Source organism: Mycobacterium sp. NAZ190054 (assembly GCF_001545925.1).
GTDB lineage: Bacteria > Actinomycetota > Actinomycetes > Mycobacteriales > Mycobacteriaceae > Mycobacterium.
The window spans coordinates 1-15,821 of sequence record NZ_LMVQ01000033.1 but is presented as its reverse complement, the minus strand read 5'-3'; the positions used below and the strand labels follow the sequence as shown (position 1 = coordinate 15,821).

Annotated in this window: 12 protein-coding genes and 1 pseudogene; 4 read left to right on the top strand and 9 right to left on the bottom strand. The window is 69.5% G+C overall.

The genetic code is table 11. The features are described from left to right. Window positions 1-123 precede the first annotated feature (123 nt). The 4 genes from ASJ79_RS03540 to ASJ79_RS03525 all read right to left on the bottom strand — a co-directional run bounded on the left by ASJ79_RS03540 (window position 124) and on the right by ASJ79_RS03525 (window position 6,594). The gene (locus tag ASJ79_RS03540; RefSeq protein ID WP_067953248.1) at window positions 124-1,515 is read right to left on the bottom strand and encodes an NAD(P)-binding protein; all 1,392 of its coding nucleotides are present in this window, start codon (window positions 1,513-1,515) and stop codon (window positions 124-126) included. Continuing rightward, window positions 1,496-4,990 carry a TM0106 family RecB-like putative nuclease gene (locus ASJ79_RS03535; protein WP_067953246.1) on the bottom strand — a complete coding sequence of 1,165 codons (3,495 nt, stop codon included), beginning with the start codon at window positions 4,988-4,990 and terminating at the stop codon, window positions 1,496-1,498. The genes ASJ79_RS03540 and ASJ79_RS03535 overlap by 20 nt, the downstream gene beginning before the upstream one ends. A gap of 57 nt (window positions 4,991-5,047) precedes the next feature. Further along, window positions 5,048-5,938 carry a hypothetical protein gene (locus tag ASJ79_RS03530; protein ID WP_231750706.1) on the bottom strand — a complete coding sequence of 297 codons (891 nt, stop codon included), beginning with the start codon at window positions 5,936-5,938 and terminating at the stop codon, window positions 5,048-5,050. A gap of 95 nt (window positions 5,939-6,033) precedes the next feature. Then, window positions 6,034-6,594 carry an LppP/LprE family lipoprotein gene (locus ASJ79_RS03525; protein ID WP_067953244.1) on the bottom strand — a complete coding sequence of 187 codons (561 nt, stop codon included), beginning with the start codon at window positions 6,592-6,594 and terminating at the stop codon, window positions 6,034-6,036. A gap of 96 nt (window positions 6,595-6,690) precedes the next feature. Between ASJ79_RS03525 and ASJ79_RS03520 the strand changes: the two genes are divergently transcribed. Genes ASJ79_RS03520 through ASJ79_RS03510 form a run of 3 tightly spaced genes read left to right on the top strand, consistent with a single transcriptional unit; the run spans window position 6,691 to window position 10,318 of the window. Then, window positions 6,691-8,376, top strand: coding sequence for a DEAD/DEAH box helicase (locus ASJ79_RS03520; RefSeq protein WP_067953242.1), 1,686 nt, complete (start codon window positions 6,691-6,693; stop codon window positions 8,374-8,376). Beyond that, the gene (locus tag ASJ79_RS03515) at window positions 8,373-9,557 is read left to right on the top strand and encodes an acyltransferase (protein ID WP_197420056.1); all 1,185 of its coding nucleotides are present in this window, start codon (window positions 8,373-8,375) and stop codon (window positions 9,555-9,557) included. Before ASJ79_RS03520 ends, ASJ79_RS03515 begins: the two co-directional genes overlap by 4 nt. Before the next feature lie 44 nt (window positions 9,558-9,601). After that, window positions 9,602-10,318 (top strand): siderophore-interacting protein, encoded by a 717-nt coding sequence (locus tag ASJ79_RS03510; protein WP_067953240.1) that lies wholly within the window; start codon window positions 9,602-9,604, stop codon window positions 10,316-10,318. On the opposite strand, the gene ASJ79_RS03505 is transcribed toward ASJ79_RS03510, so the two are convergent. The 5 genes from ASJ79_RS03505 to ASJ79_RS03485 all read right to left on the bottom strand — a co-directional run bounded on the left by ASJ79_RS03505 (window position 10,303) and on the right by ASJ79_RS03485 (window position 15,594). Then, a complete protein-coding gene (locus ASJ79_RS03505) occupies window positions 10,303-10,893 on the bottom strand; it encodes a TetR/AcrR family transcriptional regulator (protein ID WP_067953250.1) in 591 nt (196 codons plus the stop codon). The genes ASJ79_RS03510 and ASJ79_RS03505 overlap by 16 nt on opposite strands. Then, complete coding sequence (locus ASJ79_RS03500) at window positions 10,893-12,134, bottom strand: cytochrome P450 (RefSeq protein WP_067953239.1); 1,242 nt, start codon at window positions 12,132-12,134, stop codon at window positions 10,893-10,895. The genes ASJ79_RS03505 and ASJ79_RS03500 overlap by 1 nt, the downstream gene beginning before the upstream one ends. Before the next feature lie 39 nt (window positions 12,135-12,173). Next, on the bottom strand, window positions 12,174-13,535 hold the full coding sequence (locus tag ASJ79_RS03495; RefSeq protein WP_067953237.1) for an FAD-binding oxidoreductase: 1,362 nt from the start codon (window positions 13,533-13,535) through the stop codon (window positions 12,174-12,176). 45 nt (window positions 13,536-13,580) lie between these two features. Further along, window positions 13,581-14,837: an MFS transporter gene (locus tag ASJ79_RS03490; RefSeq protein WP_067953234.1), complete on the bottom strand. Its 1,257-nt coding sequence runs from the start codon at window positions 14,835-14,837 to the stop codon at window positions 13,581-13,583. 76 nt (window positions 14,838-14,913) lie between these two features. Then, complete coding sequence (locus ASJ79_RS03485; RefSeq protein ID WP_067953232.1) at window positions 14,914-15,594, bottom strand: sensor domain-containing protein; 681 nt, start codon at window positions 15,592-15,594, stop codon at window positions 14,914-14,916. Between the two features lie 130 nt (window positions 15,595-15,724). Here ASJ79_RS03485 and ASJ79_RS34930 point away from each other — a divergent pair. Then, window positions 15,725-15,821: pseudogene (locus tag ASJ79_RS34930) on the top strand (sensor domain-containing protein); the annotation flags it as partial.

Here is a 15,821-nt window from a genome sequence, read left to right as displayed (position 1 = left end):
GACACCCAACATCAGGTCCCGTTCGACACCAACACACCCAAGCTGAAATCTCGCCGCCAACCCCGAGCCGGCATCCAGAGCGCACTAACGGCCACACTCCACACCCCCTTATTCAGCAGAGTCCTAGCCGTTCATCAGTGCGGTCAGTGAATCGTTGGTGGCGCGCAGCGCCACGGCGAGGGCGCCCAGCGCCTTGGCACGTACCCGCTCCTTGCCCGGCGGGAACACCGGGAACAGGTCCCGCGCCGCATTGAGGCGCGCGGACCGCAGCCACTCCGTCAGGTCCGGATCCTGTAGCCAGCGCAGCTGCGCGGCGTTGTCGGCCAACGCATGCCGCAGCCAGTCCACCGGCGCGTCGGGATGCGGGACCGGCGCGCACAACGCGTTGCGGGTGGCGTCGTCGGGATAGGCCGCCTCGACGTGCGCGATGAACGCCGAGCTGAACACCTGCTGGCAGCTGCGCACGCTCTGCAGCGTGATGCGGTCACCGTCGAACACCGGCACCGACGGGGGACGGGGCAGCCCCCGGGTGGTGCAGTCCACGTACAGCGACGCGGCCGTGACCGGAACGGTTCCGTCCCGCAGCTGGATGCGGTCGGGGTCGACACGGTCGATGTGACCGAGCCGCACCACGTCCTCGATCAGGCGCAGACGCTCCAGTTCGCGCCGCGACACGATGGCGCAGTGGTACATGGTCGGGCGGACCGCAGGGTCGAGGCGCAGCAGGATCCCGGCGTCTTCCAGCCGGGCGAAGAGGTCGTCGAGTGTGCTCGCTTCGGAGATCGCCCGCATCCGCGTGGTGACCGCGGCGCGCAGCTGATCGGCGAACCGCGGACCCGGTTGGATGTCGGCCCGGTTCAGCAGCCACGACTCGCGTGGGCGGACCCAGCGCAGCTTGCCGGGCGGCACACCGTTGCCCAACAGCCACAGGCAGCAGTCCATCCCGGTCTTGCCGCCGCCCACGATCGTGAAGTGGTCGTGGCCCGGCGCGTACCGGGGCAGGTCGTTGGGGGCGATGACGTCGATCCCGTCGGCAGCCGAGAACGGCGCCGGGCGCATGGACTGCACGACGGTCAGCAGGTAGGTGGCGTCGACGGTCCGGCGCCGCACCGTCACCCGGTGCTGTTCGCCGTCGAGGGTGCGAAAGCTGTTGTCCCCCAAATAGCGTGCCATCGGGAAATAGGTGAGGCGCCCGGTCGGCAGCAGGTGGTTGCGCATGACCCGGTCGTAGTAGGCGCACACCTCGTGCCCGGTGGCCAGTTCGAAGAAACCCTCGTTGAGGCCGCTGCGGTCGATCGCGTCCTCGTCACCGAGGGACTGCGAGTTCACGCCGTAGTAGGCCGACGGCTGGTGCAACCGGACGAAGGGATACACCGAGTTCCAGTGCCCGCCGGGCTGATGGTTCCGGTCGACGAGCACGATGGTCGCGCCGGTCTCGGTCAACAGGGTGTCGACGAACGCCATCCCCATCGCGCCCGCCCCAACGACGAGGTAATCAGCCTCGATCCCGGTCATCCCCGCCAACGTACCGAAGGCCGGATGGCTTCGTGGTGGCCTCGGCGGCGGACAGGGACAGGAACGCGCCGAGCTCCCTGAGCCGCTCCGGCGTGCCCGGCAGATAGTCGGTCAGGTGCCGCGAGCGCACGACCACCGCCAGGTACTTCGCCCGGCTCACCGCGACGTTGAGGCGATTCCTGTTGAGCAGGAACGCGATCCCGCGCGGTACGTCGTCGATCGAGGACGCCGTCATCGACACGAACACCACGGGCGCCTGCTGGCCCTGGAACTTGTCGACCGTGCCCGCCCGCACCTCGGTCAGCCCCGCCGCGTCGAGGCGGCGGCGGGCCAGCAGCACCTGCGCGTTGTAGGGGGTCACGACGAGCACGTCGTGCTGAGCCAGCGGCCGGGTGCCGTGCTCGTCGGACCATTCCGCGCCGAGCAGGCCGGTGATCGCGGCGACGATCGCGTCGGCCTCCTCCGGGCTCTCGGTCGCGTTGCCGAGGTGATCGACGGCCAGCGTGCGCACGCCCGGCGCGACCCCCGCGAGGCGGCGGGCGGCGGTGACGTTCTCGCTGGAGAGCAGCCGCCCGTCGTAGGACAGCCGGGACACCGCCCGGCACACATCGGGGTGCATGCGGTAGGAGCGGTCCAGAAAGTATCCGCGTTCGGGCGGCAGCGTGTGATGGCCGTCGACCAGCCAGCCCAGCGCGGAGCCGTCGACGGGTTCGGGGTGGGTGCCCTGACTGACCTGGGGGAGTTGTTGCGGGTCGCCGAGCAGCAGCAGGTTGCGCGCCGACGGTGCCACCGCGACGGTGTTGGCCAGGCTGAACTGCCCGGCCTCCTCGATCACCAGCAGGTCGAGGCTGCCGCGGGCGATCTTGTTGGAATTGGCGAAGTCCCACGCGGTACCGCCGATGACACAACCGTTCTGGCATAGGAACGACGCGTAGTCGTCGCGGTCCAGCGCGGTCCAGCCGGTGCTGACGGTGTGCAGCTTCTTGCCGACGCGGGCGCCGTCGACACCGGCCTTCATCACGTCGCCGAAGAGGTTCTCCACCACCGCGTGCGACTGCGCCACCACCCCGACCCGCCAGCCGTGCTCGCCGATCAGTGTCGCGATCACCTTCGCCGACGTGTGCGTCTTGCCGGTGCCCGGTGGGCCGTGGACGGCCAGATACGACGAGTCGAGGTCCAGCAGCGCGGCGGTGATGTCGGCGACGGAGTCGCCGGTGCGCGGCAGCGCGGCGCCGCTGCGGGTGCGGGGCGCCCGCCGCAGCAGGATGTCGGTGAGTCCGTCGGCGGGCAGGCGCGGCAACCCGGCCGCGATCACCGCCGCGGTCTCGGCGATCGCGTCCTGCAGCTGGGCGGTGCTGATCGGCGGGCCGGGCGTGAGGGCGAACGGCACCTGGGTGAACACGTCGCCGCCCTTGGGCTGCCGCTCGACGATGACGACCTCGGTGGGCGTTTCGGGATCGTCGCACTCGGTGACCGTCACCGACCCGAACGCCCGCCGGTCCGGGTCGTCGCCCAGCCCCGCCGGTGACGGCGGGTCGTAGAGCGCGTACATCTCCCGGGTGACCTCACCGGTGGCGACCTCGCCGAACAACCGGACGTGGCGTTGCGGCTTGCGCGCCTTCGGCGGCTTGTGCCAGTCGGCGACGATCTCGTGGTCCTCGGCGACGAACACGCCGCCGTCGTCGGCCCATTCGTCGACCGGGTTGTTGACCCGGTCGAAGTGCGCCCACCAGAACGGTTTGTCCTCCCGCTTGTGAAAACCCTTGGCGGCGGCCACCATCGCGACAGCGGCCTGCTCGGGCGTGCGGGTTTCGATGCCGTCGCCGGCGAACTTCAGGAGTTTGCGTTCGACCTGATCGGCGGGGCCGGTCACCGCGTCTCGGGTCTGCGTCGTGGCCGCGATCGGCATCGGGCCGCGTGGCGGCACCCCGCACTCGATGGCCCGGGCCATCAACCAGTCACGCAGGCGGCGCGTCGAGCGGCAGTCGTAGCGGTTGTACTCCTCGATCTCCTTCAGCACCGTCGCGGCGTCGTCGGTGCGGCCCTGGTCGAGCAACTCGCAGTAGCGGGCGTACTCGGTGATCGACGCGGTCGCGGTGGTGACCTCGCCGTCACGCAGCTCGGTGCCCATGTACAGCGGCTCCAGCGATTTGATGCTGTAGTTCTCGGTGCCGACCCGGATGCTCTTGCGCACCAGCGGATACAGGTCCACGAGCACGCCGTCGCGCAGAAGCTCGTCGATCTCGCGCTCACCCTCGCCGTAGCGGCCGGCCAGCCGCAACAGCGTGCTCTTCTCGTAGGCGGCGTAGTGATAGATGTGCATGCGCGGGTAGCGGCGCCTGCGCTTGCGCACCAGTGTGAGGAAGTCCGTGAGGGCCCGACGTTCCGCGGGACGGTCGTGAGCCCAGAGGGGGTGGAACTCGTCGTCGACGGTCAGTACACCCCACAGGTATTCCAGCCCCCATTCGCGGCGTTCCCCGGTCCACAGCGGATCACCCTCGAAGTCGAAGAACAGGTCGCCGCGGTCGGCGTCGGGCAGCGCCATCAACGGTTGGGCGTCGACGAGTTCGTACGGCGGTTTGCCGTCCACCCGGTCGGCGAGTTGCAGCCGGGCCTGTGCCGACAACGCCGCGACGGTGCGGGCCGACAGTTCGGGGACGGGGCCCTGGTGTGCGGCCAGGTCGCGCACCGTGGTGATGCCGGCGTCGAGCAGCCGCGCCCGCTGCCTGACCCGCATCCCGGCGACGAGCAGCAGGTCGTCGTGGGCGCGGACCTGCGGTTCGCATTCGGAGCAGCGGAAGCACGCGCGGACGTGCTCGTCCTCCCAGGCCACCGCCCGGCCGCCGGACAGATGGTCGTCGAGCAGCTGCTGGAGCGCGTCCCGCCGCGGCCGGTAGACCGGCAGCAACTCGTCGACGGGGTAACTGACCGTGGTGCCGTCACCGAGCACCAGGTCGACCTCGTCGGCGACGGGAACCCCTGCGGCGGTGAGGGTTTCGACGTAGGCGGCCATCTGCAGCAGCGCCTCGACCTTGACCGAGCGGGCCAGCTTGGTGTCGCGGAGGCGGTAGCGGGGGCCGTCGGCCGGGTCTTGCGGGTCTTCCAGGATCAGGAAGTCGGCGAACCCGACGAACCGGCCGTCGAACATGGCGGCCTGGTAGATGACCGGTGCTCGACGTTCGATCGCCTGTCTGGTCTGCTCGGCGGCGGCGGTCAGGCCGGCCACCGTGTACTTGGGCCTCCCGATGACCGCGACGTCGGCGTCGTGCCGGAGCGCGTCGAGGTGGCGCTGTTCGTGCTCGTCGCCGAGAGTTGCGGTGCGGGCCAGCAATTCGTCGTCGGACGACACGGCCGGCCCCCACCCCAGCCGGGCGTCGAACGAGCGCAGCAGCGCGTACTCGCAGCGCGCGGCGGCAGCCAGGTCCGAGGCGCTGTAGACGACGCGGACGTCATCTGCGTCGGTGGCGACGAACACGCAGCCACTGTAGGCGAGCCCGCCGACAGCCCCCGGGGAACTGGTCCGGGCGGGCCGCTACTGGGGACCGGAATACCCCGGCGCGGGCGGCTGGTAGGGCTGTTGGGACGGTTGGTAGGGCTGTTGGGTGGGCTGTTGCGACGGCTGGTACGGCTGCTGGGTGGGTTGATACGACGGCTCGTAGGGCTGCCGGCCGGTCTCCCCGTAGGTGCTGGGCGCGGGCGTCGTCACACCGCTGTACGACGGCGCCTGGTGCGCCGGCCGTCCCGTCGTGCGGCGGTCGGATTCCTCCCGCAGCCTGCGTCCCTCGCGCTCGGCGCGGGTCAGATAGTCCTCCCACCGTTGCTGCATCGGCTTGATCAGCCCGCCGCCGACTCCGACGACCAGGATGCCCCCGATGGTGCCGAGGATCGCGACGAGCACGGGCAGGGTGACGGTGAGCGCGATGCCGACCTGGTTGAGCGCGGCGATGATGCCCAGGCCGAGGATGAAGACGCTGGCGATGGTGGCGAGCGCGCGCCCGTAGGACAGTCCGCTCAGCGCGTTGGACACGATGTCGCGCACGGCCGCGGCGATCGCGGCGGCGATCACGATGATGACCAACGCGACGAGCAGCTTCGGCAGGAAGGAGATCACGCCGGTCAGCAGCGCGCTGACGGGGTTGGGACCGAAGACGCCGAATGCCAGCTGGAGGACGAACAGCAGCAGCGCGTAGTAGACGATCTTGCTGACGATCGTCGACGCGTCGTAGCGGCTCTGCTCCAGAGCGCGCCTGATGCCGCCGCGTTCGACGGCACGGTCGAAGCCGATCCGCTCCAGAACTTTGTCGATGGCCTTGGCGATCAGCTTGGCGATGATCCAGCCCACCACCACGATGACGATGAATACCAACAGCTTGGGTGCGAATGTGGCGACCGACCGCCACATGTCTCGTAGTGCGTCTTCCATGGGTCCACTCCTCCGCGAGCGTCAATTTCCGCGTCCCTGACATATACCCAGTACAGGGGCAGGAAAACGGGGGAGCCGCGAATGCGGGTGGGGACTCAGCCCGGCGTGTTGCCGATCAGCTCGACGCCGCCGCCGTTCCACCGGAACTTCACGACGCTGTCCAGTCCGGGCATACCGCCGGAGTACTTCAGCGCGACGGTGTCCCCGGTGCTCTGGGTCGTGTCCAGCCCGTTGAATCCGTACGTGTCGGGAACCCCGGTGGGGATGAACTTGCCCTGGTGGAACAGCACCGCGCGGGTGTTCGGGTTCTCCGCGTTGGTGTTGGCCTTGACGATCACCGCCGACAACTGTGCGCACTCGTTGTAGTTGCCCGCCAGCGGCTCAGGACTCCAGGCCTGGTTGCTGCGCGGGTCGCGAGGCAGTTCGGAGACCGCTCTGGCGATCTCCGGTGCGGCGAGGTCGGTGGCACACGGGTCGTCGGCGGCCGCGGGACCCGGCGGCGGCCCCGTCGGCGCTGGCGGGGGCGTCGTCGACACCACGGCGGCGCCGGTGCTCGGCAGGGGGGTGGTGGACACGGTCGAATCGCCCGGACTGCAGGCCGTGGCGGTCAGCGCTGCCGCTCCCAGCAGGGAGCCGATGGTCGCCGCCCATTTCACAGTTGGGCACCGTACCGGGACCCGCTGCCGGGCGGGGGAAGGCGCGCAGGGCGGCGGGCGGGAAGACCGCGGGAGAGCCACTAGACTTCCACCACGATGACGTCGACGAATGCGGAGCCCACGCCGGCTGACCTGACCTTTGCCGACCTGCGGATTCACCCTTCGGTGCTGCAGGCCGTCGCCGACGTCGGCTATGAGTCGCCCTCGCCGATCCAGGCGGCCACCATCCCGGCGATGCTGGAAGGGTCCGACGTCGTCGGTCTGGCCCAGACCGGCACCGGCAAGACGGCCGCGTTCGCGATCCCGATCCTGTCCAAGATCGACACCGACAGCCGGCACACCCAGGCGCTGGTCCTGGCCCCGACCCGTGAGCTCGCGCTGCAGGTCGCGGAGGCGTTCGGCCGGTACGGCGCCCAGCTGCGCGTCAACGTGCTGCCGATCTACGGCGGTTCGTCCTACGTGCCGCAGCTGGCCGGACTCAAGCGCGGCGCGCAGGTCGTCGTCGGCACTCCGGGCCGGGTGATCGACCACCTGGAGAAGGGCAGCCTGGACCTCTCTCATCTGGACTACCTGGTGCTCGACGAGGCCGACGAGATGCTGCAGATGGGATTCGCCGAGGACGTCGAGCGCATCCTGGCCGACACCCCGGAGTACAAGCAGGTCGCGCTGTTCTCGGCGACCATGCCGCCCGCGATCAAGAAGATCACCGCCAAGTACCTGCACGATCCGGTCGAGGTCACGGTCAAATCGAAGACCCAGACCGCCGAGAACATCACCCAGCGCTACTTCCTGGTGTCGTACCCGCGCAAGATGGACGCGCTGACCAGGCTGCTGGAGACCGAGCAGGGCGACGCGATGATCGTGTTCGTCCGCACCAAGCAGGCCACCGAGGAGGTCGCCGAGAAGCTTCGCGCCCGGGGATTCGCCGCGGCGGCGATCAACGGCGACATCCCGCAGGGGGTCCGCGAACGCACCATCGCGCAGCTCAAGGACGGGACCATCGACATCCTGGTCGCCACCGACGTCGCGGCCCGCGGCCTGGACGTCGAGCGCATCTCGCACGTGGTGAACTTCGACATCCCGCACGACCCGGAGTCCTATGTGCACCGGATCGGGCGCACGGGACGCGCGGGACGGTCGGGCACGGCGCTGCTGTTCGTGACACCGAGGGAACGCCACCTGCTCGGCGCGATCGAGCGTGTCACCCGGCAGAAGCTGGTGGAGTCCGAACTGCCGTCGGTCGAGGACGTCAACGAGAAGCGGGTCGCGAAGTTCCGTGACTCGATCACCGACGCGCTGGACAAGCCCGGCATCGACCTGTTCCGCACCCTGATCGAGGCGTACGAGCGCGACCACGACGTGCCGATGGCCGACATCGCGGCCGCGCTGGCGCTGCAGAGTCGTGACGGTGAGGAGTTCCTGATGACGGAACCCCCGCCGGAGAAGCGACGCGAGCGCCGCGAGCGCGACGCCGAGGACCGAGGGCCGCGAAAGCCGCGGGAGCGGCGCAGCGACCTCGCCACCTACCGCATCGCGGTCGGCAAGCGCCACAAGGTCGCCCCGGGCGCCATCGTGGGCGCGATCGCCAACGAGGGCGGTCTGCACCGCAGCGACTTCGGCCACATCACGATCAAGGTCGACCACTCGCTGGTGGAACTGCCCGCCAAGCTGCCGCACAAGACGCTGAAGGCCCTGGAGAACACCAGGATCCAGGGTCAGCTGATCCACCTCGAACCCGATCGCGGGCCGAAACCGCATCGGGGGAAGCACAAGCCGAAGTGACGTTGTCGGACCGGGACCGCCGGTCCCGCGGGGCCGGCGACGTCGACACCGGAGGCGGACTCGAGTCGGTCACCACTCGGGGCCGCGTCGCGTCCCTGACCGGGATCCGTGCGGTCGCCGCGCTGCTGGTGGTCCTCACCCACGCCGCGTACACCACGGGCAAGTACCCGCAGGGTTATGTGGGACTGGTGTTCTCGCGCATGGAGATCGGGGTGCCGATCTTCTTCGTGCTGTCGGGGTTCCTGTTGTTCTCGCCGTGGACCAAGTCTGCCGCGGCGGGCACACCGCCGCCGTCGGTGACCCGCTACGCCTGGCACCGGGTGCGGCGCATCATGCCCGCCTACGTCGTCACGGTCCTGGCCGCGTACCTGGTCTACCACTTCCGCACCGCCGGCCCGAACCCCGGGCACACGTGGGAGGGGTTGTTCCGCAATCTCACGCTGACCCAGATCTACACCGACAACTACCTGTATGCCTTTCTGCACCAAGGGCTCACGCAGATGTGGAGCCTGGCGGTGGAGGTCGCCTTTTACGTAGTGCTTCCCGCGCTGGCCTACCTGCTGCTGGTGGTGCTGTGCCGGCGGGGTTGGCGGCCGGGGCTGCTGCTGACCGGACTGGCGGCGCTGGCCCTGGTGTCCCCGGCGTGGATGTGGCTGGTGCACAACACCACGTTCCTGCCCGACGGGGCCAAACTGTGGTTGCCCGGCTACCTGGCGTGGTTCGTCGGCGGCATGCTGCTGGCCGCGTTGCAGCCGCTGGGCGTCCGGGCCTACGCACTGGCATGTGTGCCGCTGGCGGTGGTGTGCTACTTCATCGCGTCCACCCCGATCGCCGGTGAACCGACCACCTCGCCGGCGGAACTGCGCGAGGCGCTGGCCAAGACGGTGTTCTACGCGGTGATCGCGACGCTGGTGGTCGCGCCGCTGGCTCTCACGGGCCGCAACGGCGTCGGCGGGCAGGGCTGGTACACGCGCCTGATGGCGAGTCGGCCGATGGTGTTCCTGGGGGAGATCTCCTACGAGATCTTCCTGATCCATCTCGTCACGATGGAGCTGGTGATGGTGGAGATCCTGCGCTACCCGATCTACACCGGGTCGGTGTGGATGCTGTTCTTCGGCACGCTCGTGGTGACGATCCCGCTGGCGTGGTTGCTGCACCGCTTCACCCGCGTCCGGGCCTGATCGGGGCGCCCCGGCGCCCACCCGAGTTAGGTTACGCTCACCTCATGACGGACACCAAGAAGTCGCGTGGGTTCGCGGGTGCGGTGCTCAAGCTGCTGCGTGCCGGCGACTACGAGCTCACGGTCACCGGGCGGACCCAGGTCAGTCCGCACTATCTGCGGCTGAGCTTCCGGGCCGGCGGACTGTTGGAGGATCGTCCGCTGCACCCGACGATGTGGATCCGGATGTGGTTCTCCGACGGCGACAAGCTGCACCAGCGCGGCTACACCCTGGTCAACCCGGATCCCGAGCACGACACCGTGGATGTCGAGTTCGCGCTGCACGACGGGGTCGCGTCGCGGTGGGCGGAGCAGGCCCAGCCCGGCGACACCATCGAGGTCACCGTGCTGGGCAGCAACTTCGCGCTGCCGGAGCCGCGGCCGGCCGGCTACGTCATCGTCGGTGACAGCGCGTCGCTGCCCGCCATCAACTCGCTGCTCGACGCGATCGGCGACGCGCCGGCGCGGATCTTCCTCGAAGCCGCCCACGACGATGACAAGCAACTCCCGGTACGGCGCAGCGCCGACGTGACCTGGGTGGACCGCAAGAACGCCGGCGAGGCGCTGGTGTCGGCCGTGGCATCCGCGGCCTTCGACGCCTCCGAGCACTTCGGTTGGGTGGCGTGCGACAACCGCACCACCCGTGCGGTCGCCAAGCTGCTGCGCGAGGACTACAAGATCCCGCGCAAGTCCATCAAGGCACAGGCTTACTGGGTCGCCTGACCGGCCTCCTGAGCGGGCAGCACGATCGGCACGACGAACTCCTCGAGCATGCTGCGCTCGTCGGCTTCGTCGTGGCCCGGGAACACCAGCAGCGAGGTCATCACCCGCACCAGCCAGCGCGCCCGGTGCGCGACGAGGCGGGACTCGTCGGGACCCAGTGAGATCACGAACGCCTCGGTGAGCGCCTTGATCACCTCGGACTGTTCGGCCATCTCGCCGCCGATCGGACGCTGGGCGGTGGCGAACCAGGATGCCAGCGCAGGGCTCTGGCGCACGTTGCGCAGCGACGACAGCATGCCCTCGATCAGCCTCTCCCTGGGATCGGCGAAAGACATGATGTGATCGGCCATCTCGCGATAGAGCCGGTAGGCCTCCCGGTGCACGTAAGCGGTGTAGAGGGCCTCGCGGTTCTCGAAGTAGCGATACAGCGTCGCGCGGGAACAGCCTGCGGCCGAGGCGATCTCGTGCATACCGACCGTGGCCGCCGGTTGCGCGGCGAACAGTTCGCCCGCAGCGTCGAGGATGCGGTCGGCGGCCACCTCGGTGCGGCGCGCGGCCAGCCAGTCTCCTGCCATCAGCACGCCACCGTGAACGGCAACGACACCGGGCGACGCACGTAACTGCCTCCGGCCCAAGTGATTCCGGATTCGTCGACCTCGAACTCCGGGATGCGGGTCAGCAGCTCGGTCAGTGCCACCCGGGACTGCATCCGTGCCGCGGCGGCGCCGAGGCAGTGGTGTGCGCCGTGACTGAACGTCAGGATGTTGCGTGGCCGCCGGGTGACGTCGAGTTCACCGGCGTCATCGCCGTACTGGCGCTCGTCGCGGTTGCCCGATCCGTACAGGAACATCACGCGCCGGCCTTCGGGGATCGTGACGTCACCGATCGTCACGTCGCGGGTCACGGTGCGGCCCAGCATCTGCACCGGCGAGGTCAGCCGCAGGAACTCGTCGACCGCGTCGGGGATCAGGTCCGGGTTCCGGCTCAGCAGCGCACGCTGGTCGGGACGCTGGTGCAGCAGCTGGACCGAGCCGCCGAGCATGCCGGTGGTCGTGTCGTTGCCGCCGGTGACCATCGTGAACGTGAAGGCCAGGATCGACAGCACCCCGGCGATGTCGCCGTCGGCACCCACTCCCGCGGCGACCAGATGCGACACCGTGTCGTCCTCCGGTTCGGCGCGGCGGCGCTCGATGAGCGCGGTGAAGTAGGCCATCATCTCGCCGAGCGCATCCCCGAGCGTGCCCAGTGCCGCGCCGACCCCGCCTGCGCTGGTGTTGGCCGCCACGATGGCATCCGTCCAAGCGTCGAACCGGCCCCGGTCCTGTTCCGGCACACCCAGGTAGTGGGCGACCACCATCGACGGCAGCGGCTTGAACAGTTCGGCGACGATGTCGCCGCCGCCGTTCGCGAGGATCCGCTCGACTCGCTCTTTCACGTACGCACGGACTTTCGGCTCCACCGCCTCCACCTGACGCGGCGTGAAGCCGCGTGCGACCAGCTTGCGGAACTCGGTGTGCACCGGCGGGTCCTGCATCACCATCGGCGGGTTGTCGGCCAGGCCGATCAGGTCGAGCTCGCCGTAGTTGACGGTCAGTCCGAGCGCCGACGAGAACGTCTGGTGGTCGCGGGCGGCGGCCCAGATGTCGGCATGGCGGGACAGCACGTAATAGTCGTGCTCGGGCCGGTCGGTGGGGACGACGTGGTGTACCGGGTCGAGGTCGCGCAACGCCCGGTACATCGGCCACGGGTCCCACCACGTGTCCGCGTCGGCGGGCACGAACTGTGCCGGCGAACGGTGAGACAAAGTAGCCGTCATGTCTTATTCGTACGACACGGCGTCGTCGATGTCAACGACTCAGATCGCGGCCCCGGGGTTGAGGATGCCGTCGGGGTCGAGCGCCTGCTTGATCCGGCGGTTGAGTTCCATCGCCTCGGGGCCGAGCTGATGGGCCAGCCAGGGCCGCTTCATCCGGCCGACGCCGTGTTCCCCGGTGATCGTGCCGCCCAGCCGGACGGCCAGCTCCATGATCTCGCCGAACGCCTGCTGTGCACGGTGCTCCATCGCGGCGTCGGTGGGATCGAACACGATCAGCGGGTGGGTGTTGCCGTCGCCGGCATGCGCGATCACCGAGATCATCACGTCGTGATTGCCCGCGATCTTCTCGACGCCGCTGACCAGTTCGGCGAGCGCGGGCAGCGGCACCCCCACGTCTTCCAGCAGCAGCGCGCCCTTGGCCTCCACCGCTGGTATCGCAAATCGGCGGGCGGCGACGAACGCCTCGCCCTCGTCGGGATCCGAGGTCGAGAAGACCTCTTTGGCACCGTGTTTCGTGAACACCTCGGCCATGAACTCGGCGTCCTGGGCGCCGGCGGGGCCGCGGTCGTCGCTCGCCGCGACCATCATGGCCCCGGCGTCCCGGTCCAGTCCCATCTTCAACTTGTCCTCGACGGCGTTGATGGCCGCGGAGTCCATGAACTCCAGCATGGACGGCCGGATCTTGCCGGTGATGGTGACGACGGCGTCGGCGGCGTCCTCGACCGAGCCGAAGGTCGCGACCACGGTGCAGGCCCCGCTCTGGGCGGGCAGCAGCTTGAGCGTCACCTCGGTGACCACGCCGAGCGTGCCCTCGCTGCCGACGAACAACTTCGTCAGCGACAGCCCCGCGACGTCCTTGAGCCGCGGCCCGCCGAGCCGAACGGCCGTGCCGTCGGCGAGCACCACCTGCAGGCCGAGCACGTAGTCGGTGGTCACGCCGTACTTCACGCAGCACAGCCCGCCGGCGTTGGTGGCGATGTTGCCGCCGATGCTGCAGATCTCGAACGACGACGGGTCCGGCGGATACCACAGGCCGTACTCGGCGACGGCCTTCTTCACCTCGGCGTTGAGCAACCCGGGTTGGGCGACCGCGGTGCGGGTGACGGGGTCGACGGTGATGTCGCGCATCTTCTCGGTGGACAACACGATCCCGCCGTCCAGAGCCGTTGCGCCACCGGACAATCCGGTGCCCATGCCGCGCGGGACGACCGCGATCCGGTGAGCGCTGGCCCACCGCAGCACCGTCTGGACCTCCTCGGTGCGCCGCGGCCGCACGACGGCCAGCGGGGTGCCCGCGCTCGGATCGGCGGCACGGTCCTGGCGGTAGGACGCCACGATGTCGGGATCGGTGACGACCGTGTTCTCGGGCAGTTCGGCGATCAGGCTGGCCAGCGGTTGCACAGCCGCCAGTGTAGGACCGGCCGGCGGGAGGCCACGGCGGGCACGTCAGCCGACGCCCGAGTCCGGTCTGGGGTCGAGATCCAGGTCGCGCAGCGCGGGCAGGAACACCGCCACGACGCCCAGCGCCAGCATCGGTAACGACAACGCCAGGAACGTGACGTGCAGCCCCGCCGCGTCGGCCAGCGGGCCCGCCAGGATCAGGCCGAGTGGGCCCGCGGCGTAGGCGAGCGACCCCATCACCCCGACCACGCGGCCGCGCAAGCGCTGCGGGGCCCGGGTCTGCATCGCGTAGTTGTAGATCGGCGCGATCGGGCCGTAGACGAATCCGACGATCGCGGACAGCACCAGGATGACCGGCAGCGGCGGCAGAAACGCGATGACCGTCATCACCACGCCGAGCGTGAGCACCGCCGTCAGCATCACGGTGCGCCGTCTCAGGTATCGCGACATCACCGCGTAACCGAGGGCGCCGGCGAGGCCCCCGACACTCAACGCCATCAACACCCAGCCCAGTTGCGCCGGCTCGTCGCGGTCGGTGAAGTACTTCGGGAACAGCACGCTCTCCATCGGCATGTACAGGCCGGTCGCGGCCAGGTCGATGACCGCCAGCGTGCGCAGCACCTTGTTGTCCCACACGAAGCGCAGCCCCTCGACGATGCCGGCCCACACCCCGTCCGTCAGCGCCGCCGGGTCCGGGCGATCCGCGCCCTCCAGCTGCAGCGCACCGATCGCGAGTATCGACAGCACGAACGCGCCCGCCGTGACCCACATCGTGTCGATGCCGCCGAGGGTCGCGATGAGCAGGCCGCCGATACCGGGCCCGACGATGTAGGCCAGGTTGAAGACCGCCTCGAACACGCTGTTGGCCCGGTCGAGCGTCCACCCGGCGCGGGTGGCCGCCTCGGGCAGCATCGTCTCGCGGGCCGTCATCCCGGCGGGGTCGAAGAACGCGCCGAGCGCCGCGAGCGCCGCCAGCACGCCGACGTTGACGACGTCCGCGCCGAACACCAGGGCCAGCACCGGTACGGCCGCCACCGACAGCGCCGACAGCGCGTCGGAGATCATCGACACCCGGCGCCGGCCGAGGAAGTCGACGGCTGCGCCGGCGAGCAGGGTGGCGGCCAGCAGCGGCAGGGTGCCCGCCATCGCGACGATCGACGCGTCGAGCGCGGAACCGTTGCGCTGCAACACCAGCCACGGGAACGCGACGATCGAGATGCCGTTGCCCGCGCCGGCCATCAACGCGGCGAACAGGATCAGCAGCAGCGGGCCGCGCCTACTGGGCGCTCGGAAGGGCGTCATGGGTTATCGCGGGGAATCTAGCAGCGTCACCGCCCGCCGGCCACGGATTTTGTTGCAGAAGGCTTGGTTTCGGCGCCTACCATTGCGCGTCGACGTTGGCGGCGATCTGCTCGGCGATCCGCACCGCCGAGTCACCCGGTGCGGCGCTGCACGTGTTGACGTCGACGATCACGTTGTTGCGGTGGATCAGGGCACGGCCGCAGCCCCAGCCCGGCGCGGCGGCGTCCTGTTGCATGGCCACCGTGCTCAATGTGCGCTCGTGCTCGGTGATCCGGCCGACCGACCACTGCGTGCCGCTCTGGGTGTGGGTGTAGCGGCTACAGGCCGGCCATTGCTGGACCGAAGCGTCGAAGAACTCGGCGGCCTTCTCCAGATACGGGAAGAGCACCACCGACTGCTTGAGATAGTGCTTCCAGCCGTCGCCGTCGTTGAGGCTCTGGTCCCGTTCGGCCTGGAATCCGCTGGCGGCGTAGACGACCTGCTCGGCGGCGCCGTCGATCGCCAGGCATTCGGGCGGCGACATGATCGCGCTGTTGTCCGCCATCGTCGTCCGTGACTCGGTGACCGTCATCGCCGGCACGCCCATCGTGGCGGCGGCCTCCTCCGGGCTCAGCAGGAGTCCGCCCAGCTCACGTTCGACGAGGGGACGCGGGATCATCGTGCGGGTGGGTGTCGCCGAATCCGCGCTGCTGACCGAACCGGCGCATCCGGTGACCAGGATGCACAGACCGAGGATCGCTGCTTTCGTTCGTCGCATGAAGTCCCCCAATCGAAACGCTGCGCGACCCATGGTGCGGGAGCGGCGCCCACCCTTGGGTGAGGGAAACGGTGTTTCGTGATAACGATGAACGATGCTTTCTGGTAACGAATGATGCGTCCGTCCCAGCAGCGCGGATTCGGCGACACCCACCCGCACGATGATCCCGCGTCCCCTCGTAGAACGTGAGCTGGGCGGACTCCTGCTGAGCCCGGAGGAGGCCGCCG

Coding starts and splice junctions, on each gene's coding strand:
- ASJ79_RS03510 (WP_067953240.1), top strand. CDS start 9,602: ATGACGGACACCAAGAAGTCGCGTGGGTTCGCGGGTGCGGTGCTCAAG.
- ASJ79_RS03530 (WP_231750706.1), bottom strand. CDS start 5,938: ATGGAAGACGCACTACGAGACATGTGGCGGTCGGTCGCCACATTCGCA.
- ASJ79_RS03505 (WP_067953250.1), bottom strand. CDS start 10,893: ATGGCAGGAGACTGGCTGGCCGCGCGCCGCACCGAGGTGGCCGCCGAC.
- ASJ79_RS03540 (WP_067953248.1), bottom strand. CDS start 1,515: ATGACCGGGATCGAGGCTGATTACCTCGTCGTTGGGGCGGGCGCGATG.
- ASJ79_RS03485 (WP_067953232.1), bottom strand. CDS start 15,594: ATGCGACGAACGAAAGCAGCGATCCTCGGTCTGTGCATCCTGGTCACC.
- ASJ79_RS03520 (WP_067953242.1), top strand. CDS start 6,691: ATGACGTCGACGAATGCGGAGCCCACGCCGGCTGACCTGACCTTTGCC.
- ASJ79_RS03500 (WP_067953239.1), bottom strand. CDS start 12,134: ATGACGGCTACTTTGTCTCACCGTTCGCCGGCACAGTTCGTGCCCGCC.
- ASJ79_RS03490 (WP_067953234.1), bottom strand. CDS start 14,837: ATGACGCCCTTCCGAGCGCCCAGTAGGCGCGGCCCGCTGCTGCTGATC.